Genomic DNA, 17,482 nt, shown 5'->3' with positions numbered 1-17,482 from the left:
GGCGTTTCTCCCGTTGTTCTTACTTGCCCTTGAATTCGGGCTTGCGCTTGGCGAGGAAGGCCGCGACGCCTTCCTTGAAATCCTCGCTCTTGCCCAGCTCGCGCTGGAAGTCGCGTTCGACGTCGAGCTGCTCGGAGAGCGTGTTGCCGCTGGCGCGGTTCATCGCCTCCTTGATGCGCGCGAGCGACATCGTGGGTCCATCCGCGAGGCGGCGCGCGAGATCGCCGGCCGTCTTCATCAGCTCGGCATCCTCGACCACGTCCCAGATCAGGCCCCAATCCTTGGCCTGCTGCGCGCTGATCTGCGGCGCCAGCATCGCCAGCGCCCGCGCCCGCTGCTCGCCCACGAGGCGCGGCAGGAACCAGGTGCTGCCGCCGTCGGGCAACAGGCCGATGCGGGCGAAGGCCTGCAGGAACGAGGCCGACTTGCCCGCGACGGCGATGTCGGAGGCGAGCGCGAAGCTCATGCCGACACCGGCCGCCGGGCCGTTCACCGCCGCCACGATCGGCTTGGGCACGCTGCGCATCAGGCGGATCACGGGGTTGAAGAACTTGTCGAGCGCCTCGCCCGAGTCCGACGTGTTGCCTTTCGCGCGGTCGGGATCGGCGAGATCGGCGCCGGCGCAGAAGCCGCGGCCCGCGCCGGTCAGCAGGACGGCGCGCACCGACGTGTCGGCGGCCAGTTCTTCCCAGCACTGCTTCAGCTCGCCGATCATCTTGCGCGACACGGCATTGAGCCGGTCCGGCGCATTCAGCGTCAGCGTGGCGAGGCCGTTATCCTTCGCGATCTGGATCTTCTCGTAGGTCATCTGGTTCTCGTCTCTCAACGTCCGGTGAAATTGGGTGCGCGCTTGGCGAGGAAGGCCGCGACGCCTTCCTTGAAGTCCTCGCTCTTGCCGAGTTCGCGCTGATGGTCGCGCTCGAGGTCGAGCTGCTGGTCGAGCGTGTTGGTGGCGGCCGCGTTGATGGCGCCCTTGATCGCGGCATAGGAGCGGGTCGGGCCGGTCGCGAGCCTGGCGGCGATCTTGCCGGCCTCGTCCATCAGGGTGGCATCGTCGACCACCTGCCAAACCATGCCCATGCGCGCGGCCTCCTCGGCCGGCACGGAAGTGCCCAGCATCGCCAGCGCCCGGGCGCGGGCGTCCCCCACCGTGTGCGGCAGGAACCAGGTGCCGCCGAGGTCGGGGATCAGCGAGATGCGCACGAAGGCCTGGTCGAAGCGGGCTGACCGCGCGGCGATCACGATATCGCAGGCCAGCGCGAGATTGGCGCCGCCGCCCGCCGCCACGCCGTTCACTGCGGCGACGATCGGCTTGGGGAGATCGCGCATGGCGCGGATCATGGGATTGAAGATGCGGTCCATCGCGGCGCCGACGTCGCGCGGGCCGGACGCGCCCGCATCGCCGGGACCGCCGCCCGCCAGGTCGGCGCCGGCGCAGAAGCCGCGGCCAGTGCCGGTCAGCAGCACGCAGCGCACGGAATCGTCCTCGCGGGCGCGCTTCAGCTCGGCATTCATGGCGTCGATCAGCGCATGGCTCATCGCGTTCAGCCGCTGCGGGCGGTTGAGCGTCAGGGTCAGGACGCCGCCGGCGAGGGCGGCCAATACGGGCGTTTCTTCCATGGCGGGCAGACTGGCATGGCGGAATTTGCCGCGCCATCCGGTCGCGTCGCATCGCGGCACTCCCTACCGTATCCCAGACCCATGGCCACGATCCTGATCCTGGTCGGCACCGAGTCGGGCAATGCCCAGATGGTGGCCGACGCGCTGCAACCCGTCCTGGCTGGAGCCGGGCACGCCGTCGACGTCACCGACAAGGCCGCGACCGCCGCCGACCTGCAGGCGCACGACGTGCTCCTTGTGGTCTGCGCCACCCACGGTTCCGGCGACATCCCGACCAACATCCTGCCGCTGGTCGAGGCCCTGCACCGCGACAGGCCCGACCTGTCGGGCCATCGCTACGGCGTCATCGCCCTGGGCGACATGACCTACCAGGACACGTTCTGCGGTGGCGGCAAGAAGGTCGACGAGGCGCTCGAACGCTGCGGCGCGAAGCGGGTCGGCGACCGCCTGGAGGTCGATGCCTCCGAACAGCCTCTGCCGGACGAGGAAGCCCTCACCTGGATCGAAGGCTGGAAGACGAAGGTCTGATCATTTCAGACTCCTCTCCCCCGGTAGGGGGAGAGGAACATGAGATGAAGATCGTCAATCCGGCAGCGTGAAGATCTCGACCGGTTCGCGGACGCCGCGCAGGCGGTGTTTGCCCAGCGACTTCATCGGGCTCGGGCAGTTCTCGTTGAACTCGGCGGAGGCACAGACGCGGACGCCCAGCGCCTTGGTGAGGCCTTCCAGCCGCGACGCGCGGTTGACGGCGGAGCCGATGACGGTGAAGTCGAGCCGGTCCTCCGTGCCGATGTTGCCGAAGGTCACCGTGCCGACATGGAGCCCGATGCCGAACCTGATCGGCTCGGCGCCCCCCGTGGCGCGCGCCTCGTTGGCGGCCTCGGCATCGTCGATGAGCTGCCGCGCCGCCTCGAGCGCGGCGGCCGTCACCATCGGCATGAACAGCGCGTCCTCGGCCGGGAAGTAGGCCATCACGCCGTCGCCGATGAATTTCAGGATCTCGCCGCCATGCTTGGCCAGCGCATCGCCGACGAGCTGGAAGTAGTTGTTCAGCAGCTCCAGCACGTGGTCGGGCGGCAGGCGCTCGTTGAGGCCGGTGAAATCGCGCAGGTCGGAGAACCACAGCACCGCGCGGATCTCCTCGCCGTCGCCGCGCCGGATCATGCCGTTCAGGATGCGCTGGCCGACCTGGCGGCCCAGATAGGTCTCCGCCACGGTCTGGGCGACGCTCTCCTCGATGTGCATCTCGGTGACCGCACCCATCATGTCCACGAGCCGCGTCAGGTCGTCGATGTCGGCGTCGCTGAAGCCTTCCTTGCGGTCGGTGGCGAAGGCCACAACTGGCAGCGGTCCGTCGCGGCGGATGCGCATCGGCAGCGAGAAATAGTCGGTGCCGCCGCCGTCCCTGACATCGTGCAGCACCTCGTGATGCCGCTCGGTCAGGCTGTCGAGCCGGTAGCGCACGGGTGCCCCGCCCTCCCGCACCTCCTGGAGGGGGCTGCCGATATAGGCGGGGGTGAACTGCACACCGTAGGCCCGCGCGGTCGTTTCCACGGGCTGGCCCCGCCTCCATAGATAGCCCATCGCCTGGAGCTGCGGATGGACGAGCTGCAGGCCGATATACATGCGCCAGACCGGGATGCCCGCCTCGAACACGCGGCCCATCATCTGCTCGATGAAGGAGGCCGGCCGTTGAATGAGCCGGCCTTCCCGCAGCAGCCACTTCGCGACCGGCCCCAGCCGGTCGGCAGCCGGAGGCGCCTCGTTGCTCAGGAGCCGCTCACGACGGCCGCGACTTCCTCGCCGGAGGTGCGGAAGACGCGGCTGGCCGAGACGTCGGCGATCTTCTCGATATTGTCGGCCACGTCCTCGATGGTCGGCGCGCGACCGTCGATGCGCAGGCCCTCCGCCTCGCGATACTCGATGCGCGCGAAGGTGCCGGCGCCGGCACTCCAGATGTCGCCGGTGCGCTGGCACTGCTCGCTGCACAGGAAGGCGACCATCGGCGAGACGAACTCGGGCCTGAGCTTGGCCAGGGCCTCGGGCGTCATCAGGCTCTCGGTCATGCGCGTGGCGGCGATCGGCGCCAGCGCGTTCATCATGATGTTGTACTTCTGGCCCTCGAGCCTGAGCGCGTTCATGAAGCCCACGACGGCGAGCTTGGCGCCGCCATAGTTGGACTGGCCGAAGGTGCCGTAGATGCCCGAGTTCGAGGAGGTCACGACGATGCGGCCATAGGCCTTGGCGCGCAGAATCGGCCAGGCGGCATGGGTCACGTAGGCGGTGCCGAGGAAGTGGACCTTCACGACGAACTCGAAATCCTCGGTCGTCATGTTGTGGAAGGTCTTGTCGCGCAGGACGCCGGCATTGTTCACCACGATGTCGACCGTGCCGAAGGCATCGACGGCGGTCTTCACGATGTTGGCGGCGGTCGCGGCTTCGGCGACCGAGTCGTAATTGGCGACGGCCTGGCCACCCGCCGCCTTGATCTCGTCCACGACCTTGTCGGCCGCGGCATGACCGCCACCCTTGCCGTCGACCGCGCCGCCCGGATCGTTCACGACTACCTTGGCGCCACGGCTGGCCAGCAGGAGCGCATGCGCGCGGCCGAGCCCATTGCCCGCGCCGGTGACGATGGCGACGCGGTTGTCGAAGCGGATTGTCATTTCATTGTTCTCCTCAGACGCCCGATAAAATGTGTCATCCCGAGTGAAGCGAGGGATCCTTCCTCGAACCCAAGGATTCCTCGCTACGCTCGGAATGACACGGTTACTCTTTCTTGAGAATCACGACCGAGGCCACGGCCTCTTCCATGCCGATGACGCCGCCGCCGTTCTCGGCAAGCGCGACTTCGGCGCCCTTCACCTGACGGTCGCCGGCCTCGCCGCGCAGCTGCGTGGCGAGTTCGGCCAGCATCGACAGGCCGGTGGCGCCCACCGGATGGCCCTTGGAGACCAGGCCGCCCGACGTATTGACCGGGAGCTTGCCGCCGGGGCCGGTGGCGCCCGACTCGACGAACTTGCCGCCCTCGCCCTCGGGGCAGAAGCGCAGCATCTCGCACTGGTAGATCTCGCAGAAGCTGGTGGCGTCGTGGACTTCGGCGACGTCGATGTCCTCGGGCCCAATCCCCGCCATCTTATAGGCCTTGTCGGCGGCCGCCCGCGTCAGGCCCGGCTCGTCCAGATTGCGGTACATGCCGCCGGAGAAGCCGACTCCCGCGATCTTCACGGCCCGGTCCCGTACTTCCTTCGGCAGCCGGTCGAGATACTCCTTCGAGCAGAGCAGCGCCGCCGCTGCGCCGTCGCCAATCGGTGCGCACATCGCGCGGGTCAGCGGGAAGGACACGGGACGGTCCTCCAGCACCGACTGCGGCGTCATCTGGAAGCGGTACTGCGCCTTCTCGTTCAGCGCGCCGTAATTGTGGTTCTTGGCCGCACCGGCCGCGATCTGCGCCTGCGTCGTGCCGTACTTCCACATGTGCCACTTGGCCTGCATGGCATAGGTATCCATGAAGATGGTGCGGTCATCGCCCGGCTTGAACTCGGAGCCCACCATCTTGCCGACCCGGTTCATCTCCTCGACCAGCCGGTCGTGCTGGCTGGTGATGTAGCCCTGGTTGAAGAGACCGGCTGTGCGCTCGGGCGCCTCCGGGCTGAACAGCTTCTCGACGCCGAGGCAGAAGGACAGCTCATGCGTGCCCGCCAGCACGTCCTTCCAGGCGCCCATGAAGGCGGTCGAGGCGGTGGCGCAGGCATTCTCGACGTTGAACATCGGCACCCGCGCGGGGAACAGGCCCTCCTCCACGAGCGGCTGGAACAGCGCCTGGCCGCGGATCGAGTTCTGGCCCCAGAAGCCCATGCCGCAATTGCCCAGCCAGCCGGTCTCGATGTCCGTTCCCTTGTCCATGCCGGCATCGGCCAGGGTCCCCATATAGGCCTCGCGGGCGAGGTCGCCGAAGCTGAGGCCGGGGTGTTTCTTGAAGACGGTCGTGTAGGCGCCGATCATGTAGACGTCGCGCATGGGGCGGTTTCCTCAGGTTGGCTTTGGCCGCATTTGAGCGTATCCAAACGGCTTACGCTAGGAGAACGAACATGGCTGTAGCGGCCCAGGCGAGACCCCTCAACGTCGATGCCACGATCGCCGAGCTGAAGGCGCTGTACGGCGACCGGGTCAGCACCGCGCACGCCGTGCGCGAGCAGCACGGCAAGGACATTTCGTATCACGAAGCGCACCTGCCCGACGCCGTGGTGTTCGCCGAATCGACCGAGGAAGTGCAGCAGATCGTCCAGCTCTGCGCCCGCCACAAGACCCCGATCATCCCGTTCGGTACCGGCACCTCGCTGGAGGGCCATATCAGCGCCCCCAACGGCGGCATCTCGCTCGACGTCAGCCGCATGAACAAGATCCTGCAGGTCAACGAGGCCGACCTCGACGTGGTCGTGCAACCCGGCGTCACCCGCAAGCAGCTCAACGAATACCTGCGCGCGACCGGCCTGTTCTTCCCGATCGATCCCGGCGCCGACGCCTCGATCGGCGGCATGACCAGCACCCGCGCCTCGGGCACCAACGCCGTGCGCTACGGCACGATGCGCGAGAACGTGCTGTCGCTGCAGGTCGTGACACCCGACGGGCGGATCATGCAGCTCGGCCGCCGCTCGCGGAAATCGAGCGCGGGCTACGACCTGGTGAAGCTGTTCGTGGGCTCAGAGGGGACGCTGGGCGTCATCACTGAGATCACGCTACGCCTCTACGGCACACCGGAATCGATGGTCGCCGCGACTTGCGCCTTCGACAGTCTGGAGGGCGCGGTCAACACCGTGATCCAGACCATCCAGTCGGGCATCCCGGTGGCGCGCATCGAGCTGATGGACACCTACACCGTCGACACGGTGAACCAGTATTCCAAGCTCACGCTGCCGCAGAAGAACCTGCTGCTACTCGAGTTCCACGGCACCGAGGCCGGCACGAAGGAACAGGCCGAGATGGTGCAGGCCATCGCCGCCGAGCACGGCGGCGGCGACTTCGCCTGGACCAGCCAGGCCGAGGAGCGCAGCAGGATGTGGCAGGCCCGCCACGACGCGGCCTGGGCAGCCAAGGCCTACAAGCCGGGCTGGGGCATGTGGGCGACCGATGTCTGCGTGCCGATCAGCAAGCTCGCCGAGTGCATCCTCGAGACGCAGAAGGACATCCAGGCCAACGGCCTCTACGCCCCGATCGTCGGCCATGTCGGCGACGGCAACTTCCATCTCACCATGATGGTCGACCCCGACGACCCGACCTACCTGCCGCGAGCCGAAGGCCTCAACGACCGCATGATTGCCCGGGCGCAGAATCTCGGCGGCACCTGCACCGGCGAGCACGGCGTCGGCATCGGCAAGATCAAGTATCTCTACCAGGAGCACGGCGAGGCGATGTCGCTGATGCGCTCGATCAAGAAGGCGATCGACCCCGACAACATCATGAACCCGGGCAAGATCATCGGGCCGATCAATTGACAATATTCATTGCGTCGCGATGAACATTGTCATCCTGAGCGCAGCGAAGGATGCTTCGGTTACCGGAAAGAACCCTCGCTTCGCACGGGATGACAGCGCAAACAAAAAGGGCCGGCTTTCGCCGGCCCTTTGCTTTTTGAAGCGCCTTACTTGGCGACCTGGATCACGATCTCGACCTCGAGGCCGGGACGGCGATCAGATCAGGAAGTCGAACTTGGCCGGGTCCGCCGGTCCTGTCGCGGTGAAGCCGAAGCTCACGTCGGCGTCTGCATCGACCTTCCCGTTCCAGGCGGCGTTGCGGACCACATAGCCACTGGCATCGTGTGAAACGATCTCCGCATTCCATATGCTGGTGATCTCGCTCTGTGTCTCGATTTCGAGTTGCCAACCGGAGACGGCTCCCCCGTCGTTGTGGATGGTCACGGCCGCGTTAAAGCCGCCGCTCCACGAATCCACCACCTTCATCAGGGCCTCCAGATCGCCACTCGACGTGCCGTATGCCGTCGAATTGGTGACGGGCGGCGACGATGTCGATGCAAGCGCTGCATCGTCGTCGTTGATGGTGGCCGTTGCAGCGCCGCGTCCTATGGCGGCGCCATGAGCATCGGTCAGCGTGACCGTGAACTTCTCGTTGCCCTCGGCCAGCTTATCGCCGGCAATCGGCACCTGTATGACCTTACACTGCTCGCCCGCCGCGAAGGTGAGCGTGCCCGACTTTGCCGTATAGTCCGACCCCGCACTGGCCGTGTCGTTGGCGGTGCCGTACTGGACCGTCACCGGCCCCGAGGCCGCCTTCGACAGTGACACGGTGAAGTCAAGGATGGCCGTGCCCGAATCTCCCTCGGCCCGCGTGGCATCCGATATCGACAGGCTTGGCAGGAGCGGCGCGGATGCCGGCGTCCCGCTGCCGGACGATATGCCATTGAGCGTAAAGCCCGTGGCCGCCGTCCCGTCGCTGCCCGGCGTTGCCTGGAAACCGAAGCTTGTCTCCTGATGGGCGCCGACCGTGCCGTTATAGGACATGTTCTTGATGACGTAATGATCGCCAATGTGGCTTACGATCTGGGCGTTCCAGATGTTGGTGATGGCAAACGCCGCGTCGAACTCGACGGTCCAGCCTTTCAGGGCGGTACCGCCGGCGGCAACCTGCATGTTGCCGATGAAACCTGCGCCCCAGTTGTCGCTGACCTTGTAACCAACGGCCGTCCCGCCGGTCGGGGCGGCCATGTCGTCGTTGGTGATCGTGCCCGCGCCCGAGCCGTCGGCAATCGTGGCACCGCTCGCGCCCGAGAGGTTCAGCGTCAGCGTCTCGTTCGCCTCGACGGCGGTGTCGCCCGACACGGTCACCGAGACCGTCTTCGAGGTCTCGCCCGCCGCGAAGGTGAGCGTGCCCGACTTCGCCTTGTAGTCCGAACCCGCACTCGCCGTGCCGTTGGCGGTGCCGTACTGAACCGTCACCGGACCCGTGGCGGCCTGCGACAGCGAGACGGTGAAGTTGAGCTTGGCCGTGCCCGAGTTTCCCTCGACCCGCGTGGCATCCGATACGGACAGGCCTGGCAGGACCGGAGCGGTCCCATCGTCGTTGGTGATCAAGCCGGTACCCGAGCCGTCGGCAATCGTGGCGCCGACAGGCGAGGACAGCATCACGGTAAATGTCTCGTCGGCCTCGGCGATGCTGTCGCCCTTGATGTCCACGTGGATCATCTGCGAGGTCGTGCCCGGCGCGAACGTCACCGTCCCCGTGGAAGCCGTGTAGTCCACGCCGGCGGCCGCACTGCCATCGACGGTCTTGTACTGCACCGTCACCGGCACGGACGATGCCTTGTCCAGCGTCACGACGAACATGAAATGGTTGTGCTCGCCGTTACCCTCCCTGGTCGACAGGTCGGCGATGGAGATGGCCGGCAGCGTGGCGGGCTGCGTATCGATATCGTCGTTGACGATGGTGCCCGTGGCCTGCCCCCTGGCAATCGTGGCGCCCGTGGGCGACGACAACGAGAGGGTGAAGGTCTCGTTGGTCTCGACGAGGGTGTCGCCCAGAATGTCGACGTTGACCGTCTTGGCAGTCTCGCCTGCCGCGAACGTCAGCGTACCAACAACCGATGCATAGTCCTGGCCGGCAGTGGCCGTACCGTTCCCGGTCGTATAGCCGACCGAAACGGGGCCGGTCGCTGCCTGCGAAAGCGTGACGGTGAAAACCATCTGGCTCTTGCCGGCATTACCTTCGGCGAGAGTGCCGTTGGCGATCGAGAGTTGCGGCACGACGGCCGCAGATCCCTCGGCCGAATCGATCAGCTCCTGCCATTCCGCACGTGCCGTGGCGTCGCGGGCAGCGATATTGTTGTGGTCCAGTTCGGCGAGCGACACGCCCGTCAGAACGTAGGTCTGGCGGTTGCCCTCGATGCTGATGACCGTCGAGCCATCGACCTCTTTCACCGAGAATTCGCTGGCCTTGAACCAGCCGAAATCGAGCTTGTCCTTCGACGGATCGAAGGCGATGGCGGTGTTGGTGCCATGGTGCCAGTCGATAATGGTGGTCGTTCCAGCCTCGCCGGAGGGAGGCGCCCCGTTACCGGTGCCCGTCGGCCAGTTGTTCGTGCCGGCGATGGGCACGCCTTGCGGCTTGATCTGCGAATCCGGAACCGAACTGAAGCCGAGTTGCAGGGCAACGCGGTCCTCGCGGGCCTCCGCAAAATAGAACACGAAGTTCTCGGCTTTCAGATCAGCGGTCGTGACACCCAGCAGAATCAACGCCTGACCCGTTCCCGAATTGGAGATGACCACTCCTTCGGGATTGTTGGTCATATAGATCTGTTCGCGGGTACCGAAGTATCGGAAGTCCACGGTGTCGGTGGCGGGGTTGAAGGCGACCCGGTCGATCTGGCCGATCTCGTGGGAGCGCGCATAGACAGTGTGGTCGTTCGCCGCGATTCCATGTTCCCAGGCAAGCGCACCGGATACGCATTCACGCAGGTGATCGTTGATGATCGGCACGAAGCTGTCGATCGTGAGTTGACCGAGCGAAACGCCGACGACAACCGCGATCTCGCCCGACCACGGATTCATGATCCCGACGCCGGTCGGGGTATCGACGATAATGCCGTTATGTACGGTGACAGGGCCAAGATCGAGCTTGTCCCGGGCCGGATCGAAGCCGGTGATGTCCGCGCCATCCGACGTGATCTGGAAGATCTTCCCGGTCGCGCTTGCCTCGTTCGCCATGTCCTTCCCTCCGGCTGGTTGTCAGCGACAGTGTCTCTGCTGATGAGATGTCATGTTTCCCGGAGAGGAACAGACGCCAACCGCGAGTACTCGATGAACGAGGCCGATTAATCGGCGAACGGGCAAGTGGCCGGCAAAATCGGGGGCTCCGGAAAGAACGCCCAAAGAAAAAGGGCCGGCGGATGCCGGCCCTTTCCATTGAAACGGACGCGCCTTACTTGGCGGCCTGGATCATGATCTCGACCTTGAGGCCGGGGGCGGCGAGCTTCGCCTCGACCGTCGCACGCGCGGGCGTGTTGCCGGGGGAGACCCAGGCGTCCCACACTTCGTTCATCTGGCTCCAGGTCGAGATGTCGGTCAGCCAGATGTTGGCCGAGAGCACCTTCGACTTGTCGGTACCGGCTTCGGCCAGGAACTTGTCGACCTTGTCGAGGATCTGCTTGGTCTGGACCTTCACGTCGGCCTTGGCGTCGTCGGCGGTGAGGCCGGCGAGATAGACCGTGTCGCCATGGACCACGGCGCTGCTCATGCGGGCGCCGACGTTGATGCGCTTGATGCTCATATTCTCTCTCCTCGAAGAAACTTGAAAAGCGGGCGGGACCTTAGCAGAGCCTATATCGCCGCGACGACCATGATTTCGACCTTCATGTTCGGGTCGTTCAGGCGGGCCTCGACGGTGGCGCGGGCCGGCGTCTGGCCGGGCACGACCCAGGCGTCCCAAACTTTATTCATGGCGGCAAAATCCGAGATATCGCTCAGCCAGATCGTGGCGGTCAGGATCCTGGTCTTGTCGCTGCCACCCTTGGCCAGCAGCGAGTCGATCTCGGCCAGCGCCTGCCGGACCTGGCCGGTGATGTCGAGGCTCGTATCCTCGGGGATCATGCCCGAGCAGTAGATGCGGTTGCCCAGGGTGACGGCCTCGCTCATGCGCGGGCCGACGTCGATTCGTACAATGTTGCTCATGGCGGCGAACCTAAAGCGCCTCTCCGGCTCGCACAACGGACCGGGGACGCACTCCGCCCTCCCCGTGCCGCCGGTTCGCGCTACAGTCCCGGGAAGCCTATCGGAGAAAGCGCCCATGACCATCCGCCGCCCGCTCGACGGGATGCTCGTCCTCGATCTCGGGCAAATCTACAACGGGCCCTATTGCGGCCTGCAGCTCGCCTTCATGGGCGCGCGCGTGCTCAAGATCGAGCCGCCGGAGGGCGACGTGGTGCGCCGCCGCAAGCGCGAGGTCGAGCCCTATCCGCTGGTCATGCTCAACTCCAACAAGGAATCGGTCGTCCTCGACTTCAAGCAGCCGCGCGGCAAGGAACTTTTCCTGGCGCTGGTCGAGCAGGCCGACGTGCTGATCGAGAATTTCGCGGCAGGCGTCATGGATCGGCTCGGCCTCGGCTACGAGGTACTGAGCAAACTCAATCCGCGACTCGTCTATGGCGGCAGCTCGGGCTTCGGCCTCGACGGCCCCTACCGCGACCTCGCCGCGATGGACGTCACCATCCAGGCGATGAGCGGCATCACCAACGCCACGGGCGACGCCGACGGGCCGCCGACCAAGGCCGGCGCCGCGGTGTGCGATTTCCTTGCCGGCATCCATCTCTGTGCCGGCATTCTGGGCGCGCTGGTGCAACGCGAGCGCACGGGCAAGGGACAGCGTGTCGAGGTCGCCATGCACGAGGCCGGCGCGATCTCGATCGCCTCGGCGCTGGGCGCGGTGATGGACGGCGACAAGAACGTGCCCGACCGCACCGGCAACCGCCATCCCGCGCTCGCGATGGCGCCGTACAACACCTATCGCTGCAGCGACGGCTACGTCGCGATCTTCACCTCGGCCGAGCGGCACTGGGTGTCGATGTGCGAGATGCTGGGCCGCGAGGATTGGCTCGCGAACCCCGAACTCGCGACCACACCAGGGCGCGCGAAGAACATGGCAATGATCGATGACATGGTCGGCGCCTGGACGATCACGAAGACCAAGGACGAGGTGCTGGCGCTGCTCAACACGGCGCGCGTGCCGTGTGCCCCGGTGAAGACCGCGCGCGAGGTCGCCTACGATCCTCATCTCGAAGCGCGCGGCTTCTGGGTCGATGTCGACCATCCGCGCCGCGGCAAGACCCGTGTGCCGATCTCTCCCATCCGGCTCCACACCGGCGGCAAGTCCGAGATCAAGCGGCCCGCGCCGACCCTGGGACAGCACACCGATGCCGTGCTCGGTGAGCTGCTCGGACTGAACGCCGACGAGCTGACGCGTCTCCGCTCCGACGAAGTCACGGTGCCGGTAACGGAACGGAAGAAGAAGTAGAATTGTCAGACTCCTCTCCCCCGATTGGGGGAGAGGTTGGGTGAGGGGGACGACGCACCCTGTGCCCCCCTCACCTAGCCTCTCCCCCTAGCGGGGGAGAGGAATATGAGAAGGAAGGAGACGTGCCATGCCGATCATAGATTCGCAGGTCCATGCTTATGAAGCGAACACGCCGAAGCGCCCATGGGCCACCGTGCCGAACTGGCCGCCTCACGTGACCGGCGACGAGATGGTCGCGGCGATGAACAAGGTCGGCGTCGACGGCGCGATCTTCATCTCGTCCTTCTCGATGTACCGCTATGACGGCAGCTACGCGGAGGAAGTGGCCCGCCAGCACCCGGGCCGCATGGCCATCGTGAAGCCGGTCGACCCGGATGATGAGAACGTCGCCGACGTGGTCGCGAAATGGAAGGAGACGCAGGGCGCAGTCGGCATCCGCATCTTCCTGCGCGAGGAAGAGAAGCGTGCTCCCGACCATCCCGGCTTCGACCGCATCTGCAAGGCTGCCGTAGACTACGACCTGCCGCTCAACTTCCTGTTCTGGGGCAGGGTCGACGATGGCATCAGGATCATCGACCGCCATCCCAATGTGCGCTTCATCGTCGACCATCTCGGCCTGCTGCAGCCGCGCGACCCGCCGGCGCCGGCCGAGCCATGGGCCGACCTGCCGAAGATCCTCGACCTGGCCAAGCGTCCCAACGCCGTCATCAAGGTGAGCGGCGCCTGTACGCTGTCGCAGCAGCCCTACCCGTTCCCCGACATCTGGGATCCGCTGAAGCGCGTGTTCGATGCCTGGGGCTTCGAGCGCTGCCTGTGGGGCACCGACTGGACCCGCGCCTTCGCGGTCGTGAACTACGAGAACGCCGTGAAGCCGTTCCTGGAAACGAAGACGCTCAGCGACAGCGAGCGCGCCATGCTGATGGGCGGCGCGTGCGCCAAGGCTTACGGCTGGTCGCCGAAGAGATAGAAGCTTTAGTCGTCTTGGATTCTTTCCGCTTCGAGTTCGCCCACACCACCCTCATCCTGAGGAGGCCGCGCAGCGGCCGTCTCGAAGGATCGGCAAAACACGGAGCGCTCGTGCCCACCCTTCGAGACGCGCTCCTGCGGAGCGCTCCTCAGGGTGAGGTGGATTTCTGACAAGACTGCTGTGATTGGGTCTCAGTCAGGCCGTCGAACGCACCAGCTTGCCGGGGCGGGCACCGGTCTCCTCGCCCTTCTCGAAGATCGGCGTGCCGGAGCAGATCGTCATGTCGTAGCCGTCGACGCTCTGGACGAGCCGGCGGCCGCCCGCCGGCAGGTCGAAGATCATCTTAGGGCTGTGTAAGGTCAGGCCGTCGAAGTCGATGACATTGACGTCCGCCTTCATGCCCGGCTGCAGGCGGCCGCGATCCTTGAAGCCGTAGAAGTCGGCGGTGCTGCTGGTCATGCGCTTGACTACGAATTCCAGGCCAAGGCGCGGTCCGCGCGTGCGGTCACGTACCCAATGCTGCAGCATCGAGCTGTTGAGCGAGGCGTCGCAGATCACGCCGCAATGCGCGCCGCCGTCGGACAGGCCGAGGATGGTGTGGGGATCCTCGATCAGCTCGCGCACGACCTCGAGATCGCCGTGCACGTAGTTGGTGACGGGGAAATAGACCATGCGGTTCTCGGCCCCGACGAGATAGTCGTAGCAGTACTCTTGCGGCGTCACGCCCTCGGCCTTGGCCAACGCCTCGATGCTGCGCTCCGGCGCGGGCTCGTAGTCCGGCTTGTCGCCGAGCGGATACATGCGGTCCCAGCGCGTCGCGATCTGGCGCGACAGCGGCGGCAGCACCTCGAGCAGGCGCGGCGAGGCCTCCTGCGACAGGATCAGGCGGCGCACCTCCGGCGTGCGCAGCTTCGCCAGCATCTCGGCCGGCGGCAGATGGGCCAGTGCGGCATAGCCCTCGCGCAGGCCGAACGGATTGAGCGAGGTGTTGAGGCCGAGCGTCAGGCCCACGGGGCGCCCCGCGACCTGGGCATAGAGCGGCAGGTTGTCGGCGCGGCAGGCGCGCACGCCCTCCATCAGGCGCTTGTAGCGCTGCGGGTCGTAGCCGCGGTCGGTGAGCAGGAACCAGACCGGCCGGCCGCTCTCCCTGGCGACCTGGCGGACCCAATTCCACTCCGCCTTCTCGTCGTCGAAATCGGAGAGGAAGCCGAAGGTGCCGCGACCGGCGCGGCCCATCGCCTTGCCGATGGCGATCAGTTCCTCATGCTCGGCATAGCGGCCGGGCACCAGATCGCCGGCCAGGGTCTTGTGCTGGTCGGTGCGGCTGGTGGTGAAGCCAACGGCGCCGGCCTTCAGCGCCTCCTCGGTGAGGCGCGCCATCAGCTCGATGTCCTCAGCGGTCGCCATCTCGCGCTTGATGGCGCGCTCGCCCATCGCGTAGACGCGCAGCGGATGGTGGGCGACCTGGGCGCCGATATCGATGGTGCGCGGCAGGCGCTCCAGCGCGTCGAGATATTCCGGGAAGCTCTCCCAGTCCCACTTGAGGCCTTCGGTCAGGGTGATGCCGGGGATGTCCTCGACCCCTTCCATCATCTCGATCAGCGCCTTCTGGTGCTCGTTGCGCACCGGCGCGAAGCCGACGCCGCAATTGCCGAACACCAGGGTCGTGGCGCCATGCCACGAGGACGGCGCCAGCACGGGATCCCAGGTGGCCTGGCCGTCATAGTGGGTGTGGACATCGACCCAGCCCGGCGTGACCAGCCGGCCCTCGGCCTTGACCTCGCGTTTGCCCGGACCCGCCTTGCCGCCGACCTGGACGATCCTGTCGCCGTCCAGGGCGACGTCGCCCTGGAACGCCGGCGCGCCCGTGCCGTCGACGATGGTGCCGCCCCGAATGACGATGTCGTGCATGGCCCGTCCCGCTGCTTCTGTAAGGGGACGACAGCTTTCCACGCTCGGCCGGCCCCGGAAAGGCCGGAGCCATGCATTACCGGCGTACTGCTATTCAGAGCGCAGCGTGATCCCTTTCCTCCCCATTCAGATGGGGAGGCGTCAGCGTCTTACGCTGACGGAGGGGTCATGAGCTTCGCGTAATCGCTCCTTCTTCGGCGCTCCCGGACATCGTTTCACGATGTCCTGACGCTCAGTGGCCGAGCTTCGCTCGGCCTAGGAACGCTCGCGAATGTCGCTGAACTTCACCTTGGGGCTCTTCTCGGCGATGTAGCCCAGCTCCCACGCATTGCGCGCCAGGAACACCGGCGAGCCGTCGCGGTCTTCGGACATGCCGCCGCGATTGGCCGACATGAACTCTTCCAGGTCGGCCTTGGTGTCGGCCGAGATCCAGCGCGCAGTCTCGAACGGCGCGGGCTCGAGGTCGATATGGACGTTGTACTCGGCCTCGACGCGGGTCTTCAGCACGTCGAGCTGCAGCTCGCCGACGACGCCCACGATATGGTCCCCGCCGATGACGCGGCGGAACACCTGGGTCACGCCCTCTTCCGCCAGGTCCTCCAGCGCACGCCGCAGCTGCTTGGACTTCATCGGGTCCTCCAGCCGCACTCGGCGCAGGATTTCCGGCGCGAAGTTGGGGATGCCGACGATCTTGATCGTCTCGCCCTCGGTCAGCGTGTCACCGACGCGCAGCACGCCATGGTTCGGAATGCCGATGATGTCGCCGGGCCAGGCCTCGTCGACGATCTCGCGCTCGCGGGCGAAGAACAGGATCGGCGAATTCACCGACAGGATCTTACCCGTGCCCATCTGCGTCAGCTTCATGCCACGGCGGAACTTGCCGCTGCACAGGCGCAGGAAGGCGATGCGGTCGCGGTGGTTCGGATCCATGTTGGCCTGGACCTTGAACACGAAGCCCGTGACCTTGGCCTCGGTCGGCTCGATGGCGCGCGGCTCGGCGGGCTGTGGCCGCGGCGGCGGCGCCCAGGCCGCGATCGCGTCGAGAAGCTCCTTCACGCCGAAATTGTTGTAGGCCGAGCCGAAGAACACCGGCGACAGATGGCCGGCGCGATAGCTCTCCAGGTCGAAGGCGGGATAGCCGGCGCGCACCAGCTCGACCTCCTCGGCGAAGTTCGAATCGGCGATCGTGTAGTTCTCGATCACCTCGCCGATGCGGCTGCGGTCGGTGTTGTCGAACACCAGCATGCGGTTGTTGTTGAGATCGAAGGTGCCCTTGAAATTCTGGCCCGAGCCGGTTGGCCAGGTCATGGGCGAGACGTCGAGCGCCAGGGTCGAGGCGACCTCGTCCAGCAACTCGATCGGGTCCTTGGACTCGCGGTCCATCTTGTTGATGAAGGTGACGATCGGCACGTCGCGCAGGCGGCAGATCTCGAACAGCTTGCGCGTGCGCGCCTCGATGCCCTTGGCGGCATCGATCACCATCACCGCCGAATCGACGGCGGTCAGCGTGCGGTAGGTGTCCTCGCTGAAGTCTTCATGGCCCGGCGTGTCGAGCAGGTTGAAGACGGCGCCGCCATACTCGAAATGCATCACCGAGGTGGTGACCGAGATGCCGCGCTGCTGCTCGATCTTCATCCAGTCCGAGCGCGCCCGCCGCGCCTCGCCACGCGCCTTCACCGCACCCGCGACATGGATGGCGCCGCCGAACAGCAGCAGCTTCTCCGTCAGCGTCGTCTTGCCGGCGTCGGGATGCGAGATGATGGCAAACGTGCGCCGCAGGGCGGCCGGGTGGCCGGCCAGACGGGCATCGGATGCGGGAGAAGTCGCGGAATCGGGCACTTTTTATGGGGTCCTTCGGGGGTGGCGAGGGGGTAGCGGACAGGTCCGGGGACGTCAACTCGGGCGGGCCTCCTTCTCCCGGCCCCGTTCTCCCAGGCCCCCGCTTGGTCGCGCACCCGAGGTTTG

General features: G+C 66.2%; 14 protein-coding genes. 4 read left to right on the top strand and 10 right to left on the bottom strand.

The window, feature by feature from the left end:
• Positions 1–19: 19 nt before the first annotated feature.
• Positions 20–808 carry a 2-(1,2-epoxy-1,2-dihydrophenyl)acetyl-CoA isomerase PaaG gene (paaG, locus tag KQ910_RS11870; RefSeq protein ID WP_216960032.1) on the bottom strand — a complete coding sequence of 263 codons (789 nt, stop codon included), beginning with the start codon at positions 806–808 and terminating at the stop codon, positions 20–22.
• Positions 809–822: 14 nt separating this feature from the next.
• Positions 823–1,620 (bottom strand): 2-(1,2-epoxy-1,2-dihydrophenyl)acetyl-CoA isomerase PaaG, encoded by a 798-nt coding sequence (gene paaG, locus KQ910_RS11865; protein ID WP_216960018.1) that lies wholly within the window; start codon positions 1,618–1,620, stop codon positions 823–825.
• 81 nt (positions 1,621–1,701) lie between these two features.
• Between paaG (KQ910_RS11865) and KQ910_RS11860 the strand changes: the two genes are divergently transcribed.
• The gene (locus KQ910_RS11860) at positions 1,702–2,148 is read left to right on the top strand and encodes a flavodoxin domain-containing protein (protein ID WP_216960015.1); all 447 of its coding nucleotides are present in this window, start codon (positions 1,702–1,704) and stop codon (positions 2,146–2,148) included.
• A gap of 54 nt (positions 2,149–2,202) precedes the next feature.
• On the opposite strand, the gene KQ910_RS11855 is transcribed toward KQ910_RS11860, so the two are convergent.
• The 3 genes from KQ910_RS11855 to KQ910_RS11845 form a co-directional block, all read right to left on the bottom strand.
• Positions 2,203–3,285 (bottom strand): adenylate/guanylate cyclase domain-containing protein, encoded by a 1,083-nt coding sequence (locus KQ910_RS11855; RefSeq protein ID WP_216960012.1) that lies wholly within the window; start codon positions 3,283–3,285, stop codon positions 2,203–2,205.
• 104 nt (positions 3,286–3,389) lie between these two features.
• Positions 3,390–4,286, bottom strand: coding sequence for an SDR family NAD(P)-dependent oxidoreductase (locus tag KQ910_RS11850; RefSeq protein ID WP_216960009.1), 897 nt, complete (start codon positions 4,284–4,286; stop codon positions 3,390–3,392).
• A 103-nt stretch (positions 4,287–4,389) separates the two neighbouring features.
• Positions 4,390–5,640 (bottom strand): thiolase family protein, encoded by a 1,251-nt coding sequence (locus tag KQ910_RS11845; protein ID WP_216959995.1) that lies wholly within the window; start codon positions 5,638–5,640, stop codon positions 4,390–4,392.
• Positions 5,641–5,711: 71 nt separating this feature from the next.
• On the opposite strand from KQ910_RS11845, the gene KQ910_RS11840 reads away from it, so the two are divergent.
• Positions 5,712–7,115: an FAD-binding oxidoreductase gene (locus tag KQ910_RS11840; protein WP_216959991.1), complete on the top strand. Its 1,404-nt coding sequence runs from the start codon at positions 5,712–5,714 to the stop codon at positions 7,113–7,115.
• A 195-nt stretch (positions 7,116–7,310) separates the two neighbouring features.
• Here the strand turns inward: KQ910_RS11840 and KQ910_RS11835 are convergent, their stop codons facing one another.
• The 3 genes from KQ910_RS11835 to KQ910_RS11825 form a co-directional block, all read right to left on the bottom strand.
• Positions 7,311–10,337 (bottom strand): Calx-beta domain-containing protein, encoded by a 3,027-nt coding sequence (locus KQ910_RS11835; RefSeq protein WP_216959987.1) that lies wholly within the window; start codon positions 10,335–10,337, stop codon positions 7,311–7,313.
• Positions 10,338–10,551: 214 nt separating this feature from the next.
• A complete protein-coding gene (locus KQ910_RS11830) occupies positions 10,552–10,899 on the bottom strand; it encodes a RidA family protein (protein WP_216959984.1) in 348 nt (115 codons plus the stop codon).
• Between the two features lie 50 nt (positions 10,900–10,949).
• The gene (locus tag KQ910_RS11825) at positions 10,950–11,300 is read right to left on the bottom strand and encodes a RidA family protein (RefSeq protein ID WP_216959981.1); all 351 of its coding nucleotides are present in this window, start codon (positions 11,298–11,300) and stop codon (positions 10,950–10,952) included.
• A 115-nt stretch (positions 11,301–11,415) separates the two neighbouring features.
• Here KQ910_RS11825 and KQ910_RS11820 point away from each other — a divergent pair, with 115 nt between their 5' ends.
• Both KQ910_RS11820 and KQ910_RS11815 read left to right on the top strand, forming a co-directional pair.
• Positions 11,416–12,639, top strand: coding sequence for a CaiB/BaiF CoA transferase family protein (locus tag KQ910_RS11820; RefSeq protein ID WP_216959978.1), 1,224 nt, complete (start codon positions 11,416–11,418; stop codon positions 12,637–12,639).
• Between the two features lie 127 nt (positions 12,640–12,766).
• Complete coding sequence (locus KQ910_RS11815; RefSeq protein WP_216959975.1) at positions 12,767–13,606, top strand: amidohydrolase family protein; 840 nt, start codon at positions 12,767–12,769, stop codon at positions 13,604–13,606.
• Between the two features lie 195 nt (positions 13,607–13,801).
• Here the strand turns inward: KQ910_RS11815 and KQ910_RS11810 are convergent, their stop codons facing one another.
• Together KQ910_RS11810 and KQ910_RS11805 are read right to left on the bottom strand one after the other, a co-directional pair.
• On the bottom strand, positions 13,802–15,517 hold the full coding sequence (locus tag KQ910_RS11810) for an N-acyl-D-amino-acid deacylase family protein (RefSeq protein ID WP_216959972.1): 1,716 nt from the start codon (positions 15,515–15,517) through the stop codon (positions 13,802–13,804).
• 255 nt (positions 15,518–15,772) lie between these two features.
• Positions 15,773–17,356, bottom strand: coding sequence for a peptide chain release factor 3 (locus KQ910_RS11805; RefSeq protein WP_216959968.1), 1,584 nt, complete (start codon positions 17,354–17,356; stop codon positions 15,773–15,775).
• Between the last annotated feature and the right edge of the window lie 126 nt (positions 17,357–17,482).

The organism is Reyranella humidisoli (genome assembly GCF_019039055.1).
In the GTDB taxonomy this organism is placed as follows: Bacteria; Pseudomonadota; Alphaproteobacteria; order Reyranellales; family Reyranellaceae; genus Reyranella; species Reyranella humidisoli.
The sequence above is the reverse complement of the archived record's forward strand: the minus strand, read 5'-3'. Positions and strand labels throughout refer to the sequence as shown.

What these genes read in the sequence shown, in the direction of transcription:
- KQ910_RS11845 (WP_216959995.1), bottom strand. Translation starts at nt 5,640, where the DNA reads ATGCGCGACGTCTACATGATCGGCGCCTACACGACCGTCTTCAAGAAA.
- KQ910_RS11835 (WP_216959987.1), bottom strand. Translation starts at nt 10,337, where the DNA reads ATGGCGAACGAGGCAAGCGCGACCGGGAAGATCTTCCAGATCACGTCG.
- KQ910_RS11855 (WP_216960012.1), bottom strand. Translation starts at nt 3,285, where the DNA reads ATGGGCCGCGTGTTCGAGGCGGGCATCCCGGTCTGGCGCATGTATATC.
- KQ910_RS11850 (WP_216960009.1), bottom strand. Translation starts at nt 4,286, where the DNA reads ATGACAATCCGCTTCGACAACCGCGTCGCCATCGTCACCGGCGCGGGC.
- KQ910_RS11820 (WP_216959978.1), top strand. Translation starts at nt 11,416, where the DNA reads ATGACCATCCGCCGCCCGCTCGACGGGATGCTCGTCCTCGATCTCGGG.
- KQ910_RS11860 (WP_216960015.1), top strand. Translation starts at nt 1,702, where the DNA reads ATGGCCACGATCCTGATCCTGGTCGGCACCGAGTCGGGCAATGCCCAG.
- KQ910_RS11825 (WP_216959981.1), bottom strand. Translation starts at nt 11,300, where the DNA reads ATGAGCAACATTGTACGAATCGACGTCGGCCCGCGCATGAGCGAGGCC.
- KQ910_RS11830 (WP_216959984.1), bottom strand. Translation starts at nt 10,899, where the DNA reads ATGAGCATCAAGCGCATCAACGTCGGCGCCCGCATGAGCAGCGCCGTG.
- paaG (WP_216960018.1), bottom strand. Translation starts at nt 1,620, where the DNA reads ATGGAAGAAACGCCCGTATTGGCCGCCCTCGCCGGCGGCGTCCTGACC.
- paaG (WP_216960032.1), bottom strand. Translation starts at nt 808, where the DNA reads ATGACCTACGAGAAGATCCAGATCGCGAAGGATAACGGCCTCGCCACG.
- KQ910_RS11815 (WP_216959975.1), top strand. Translation starts at nt 12,767, where the DNA reads ATGCCGATCATAGATTCGCAGGTCCATGCTTATGAAGCGAACACGCCG.
- KQ910_RS11810 (WP_216959972.1), bottom strand. Translation starts at nt 15,517, where the DNA reads ATGCACGACATCGTCATTCGGGGCGGCACCATCGTCGACGGCACGGGC.
- KQ910_RS11840 (WP_216959991.1), top strand. Translation starts at nt 5,712, where the DNA reads ATGGCTGTAGCGGCCCAGGCGAGACCCCTCAACGTCGATGCCACGATC.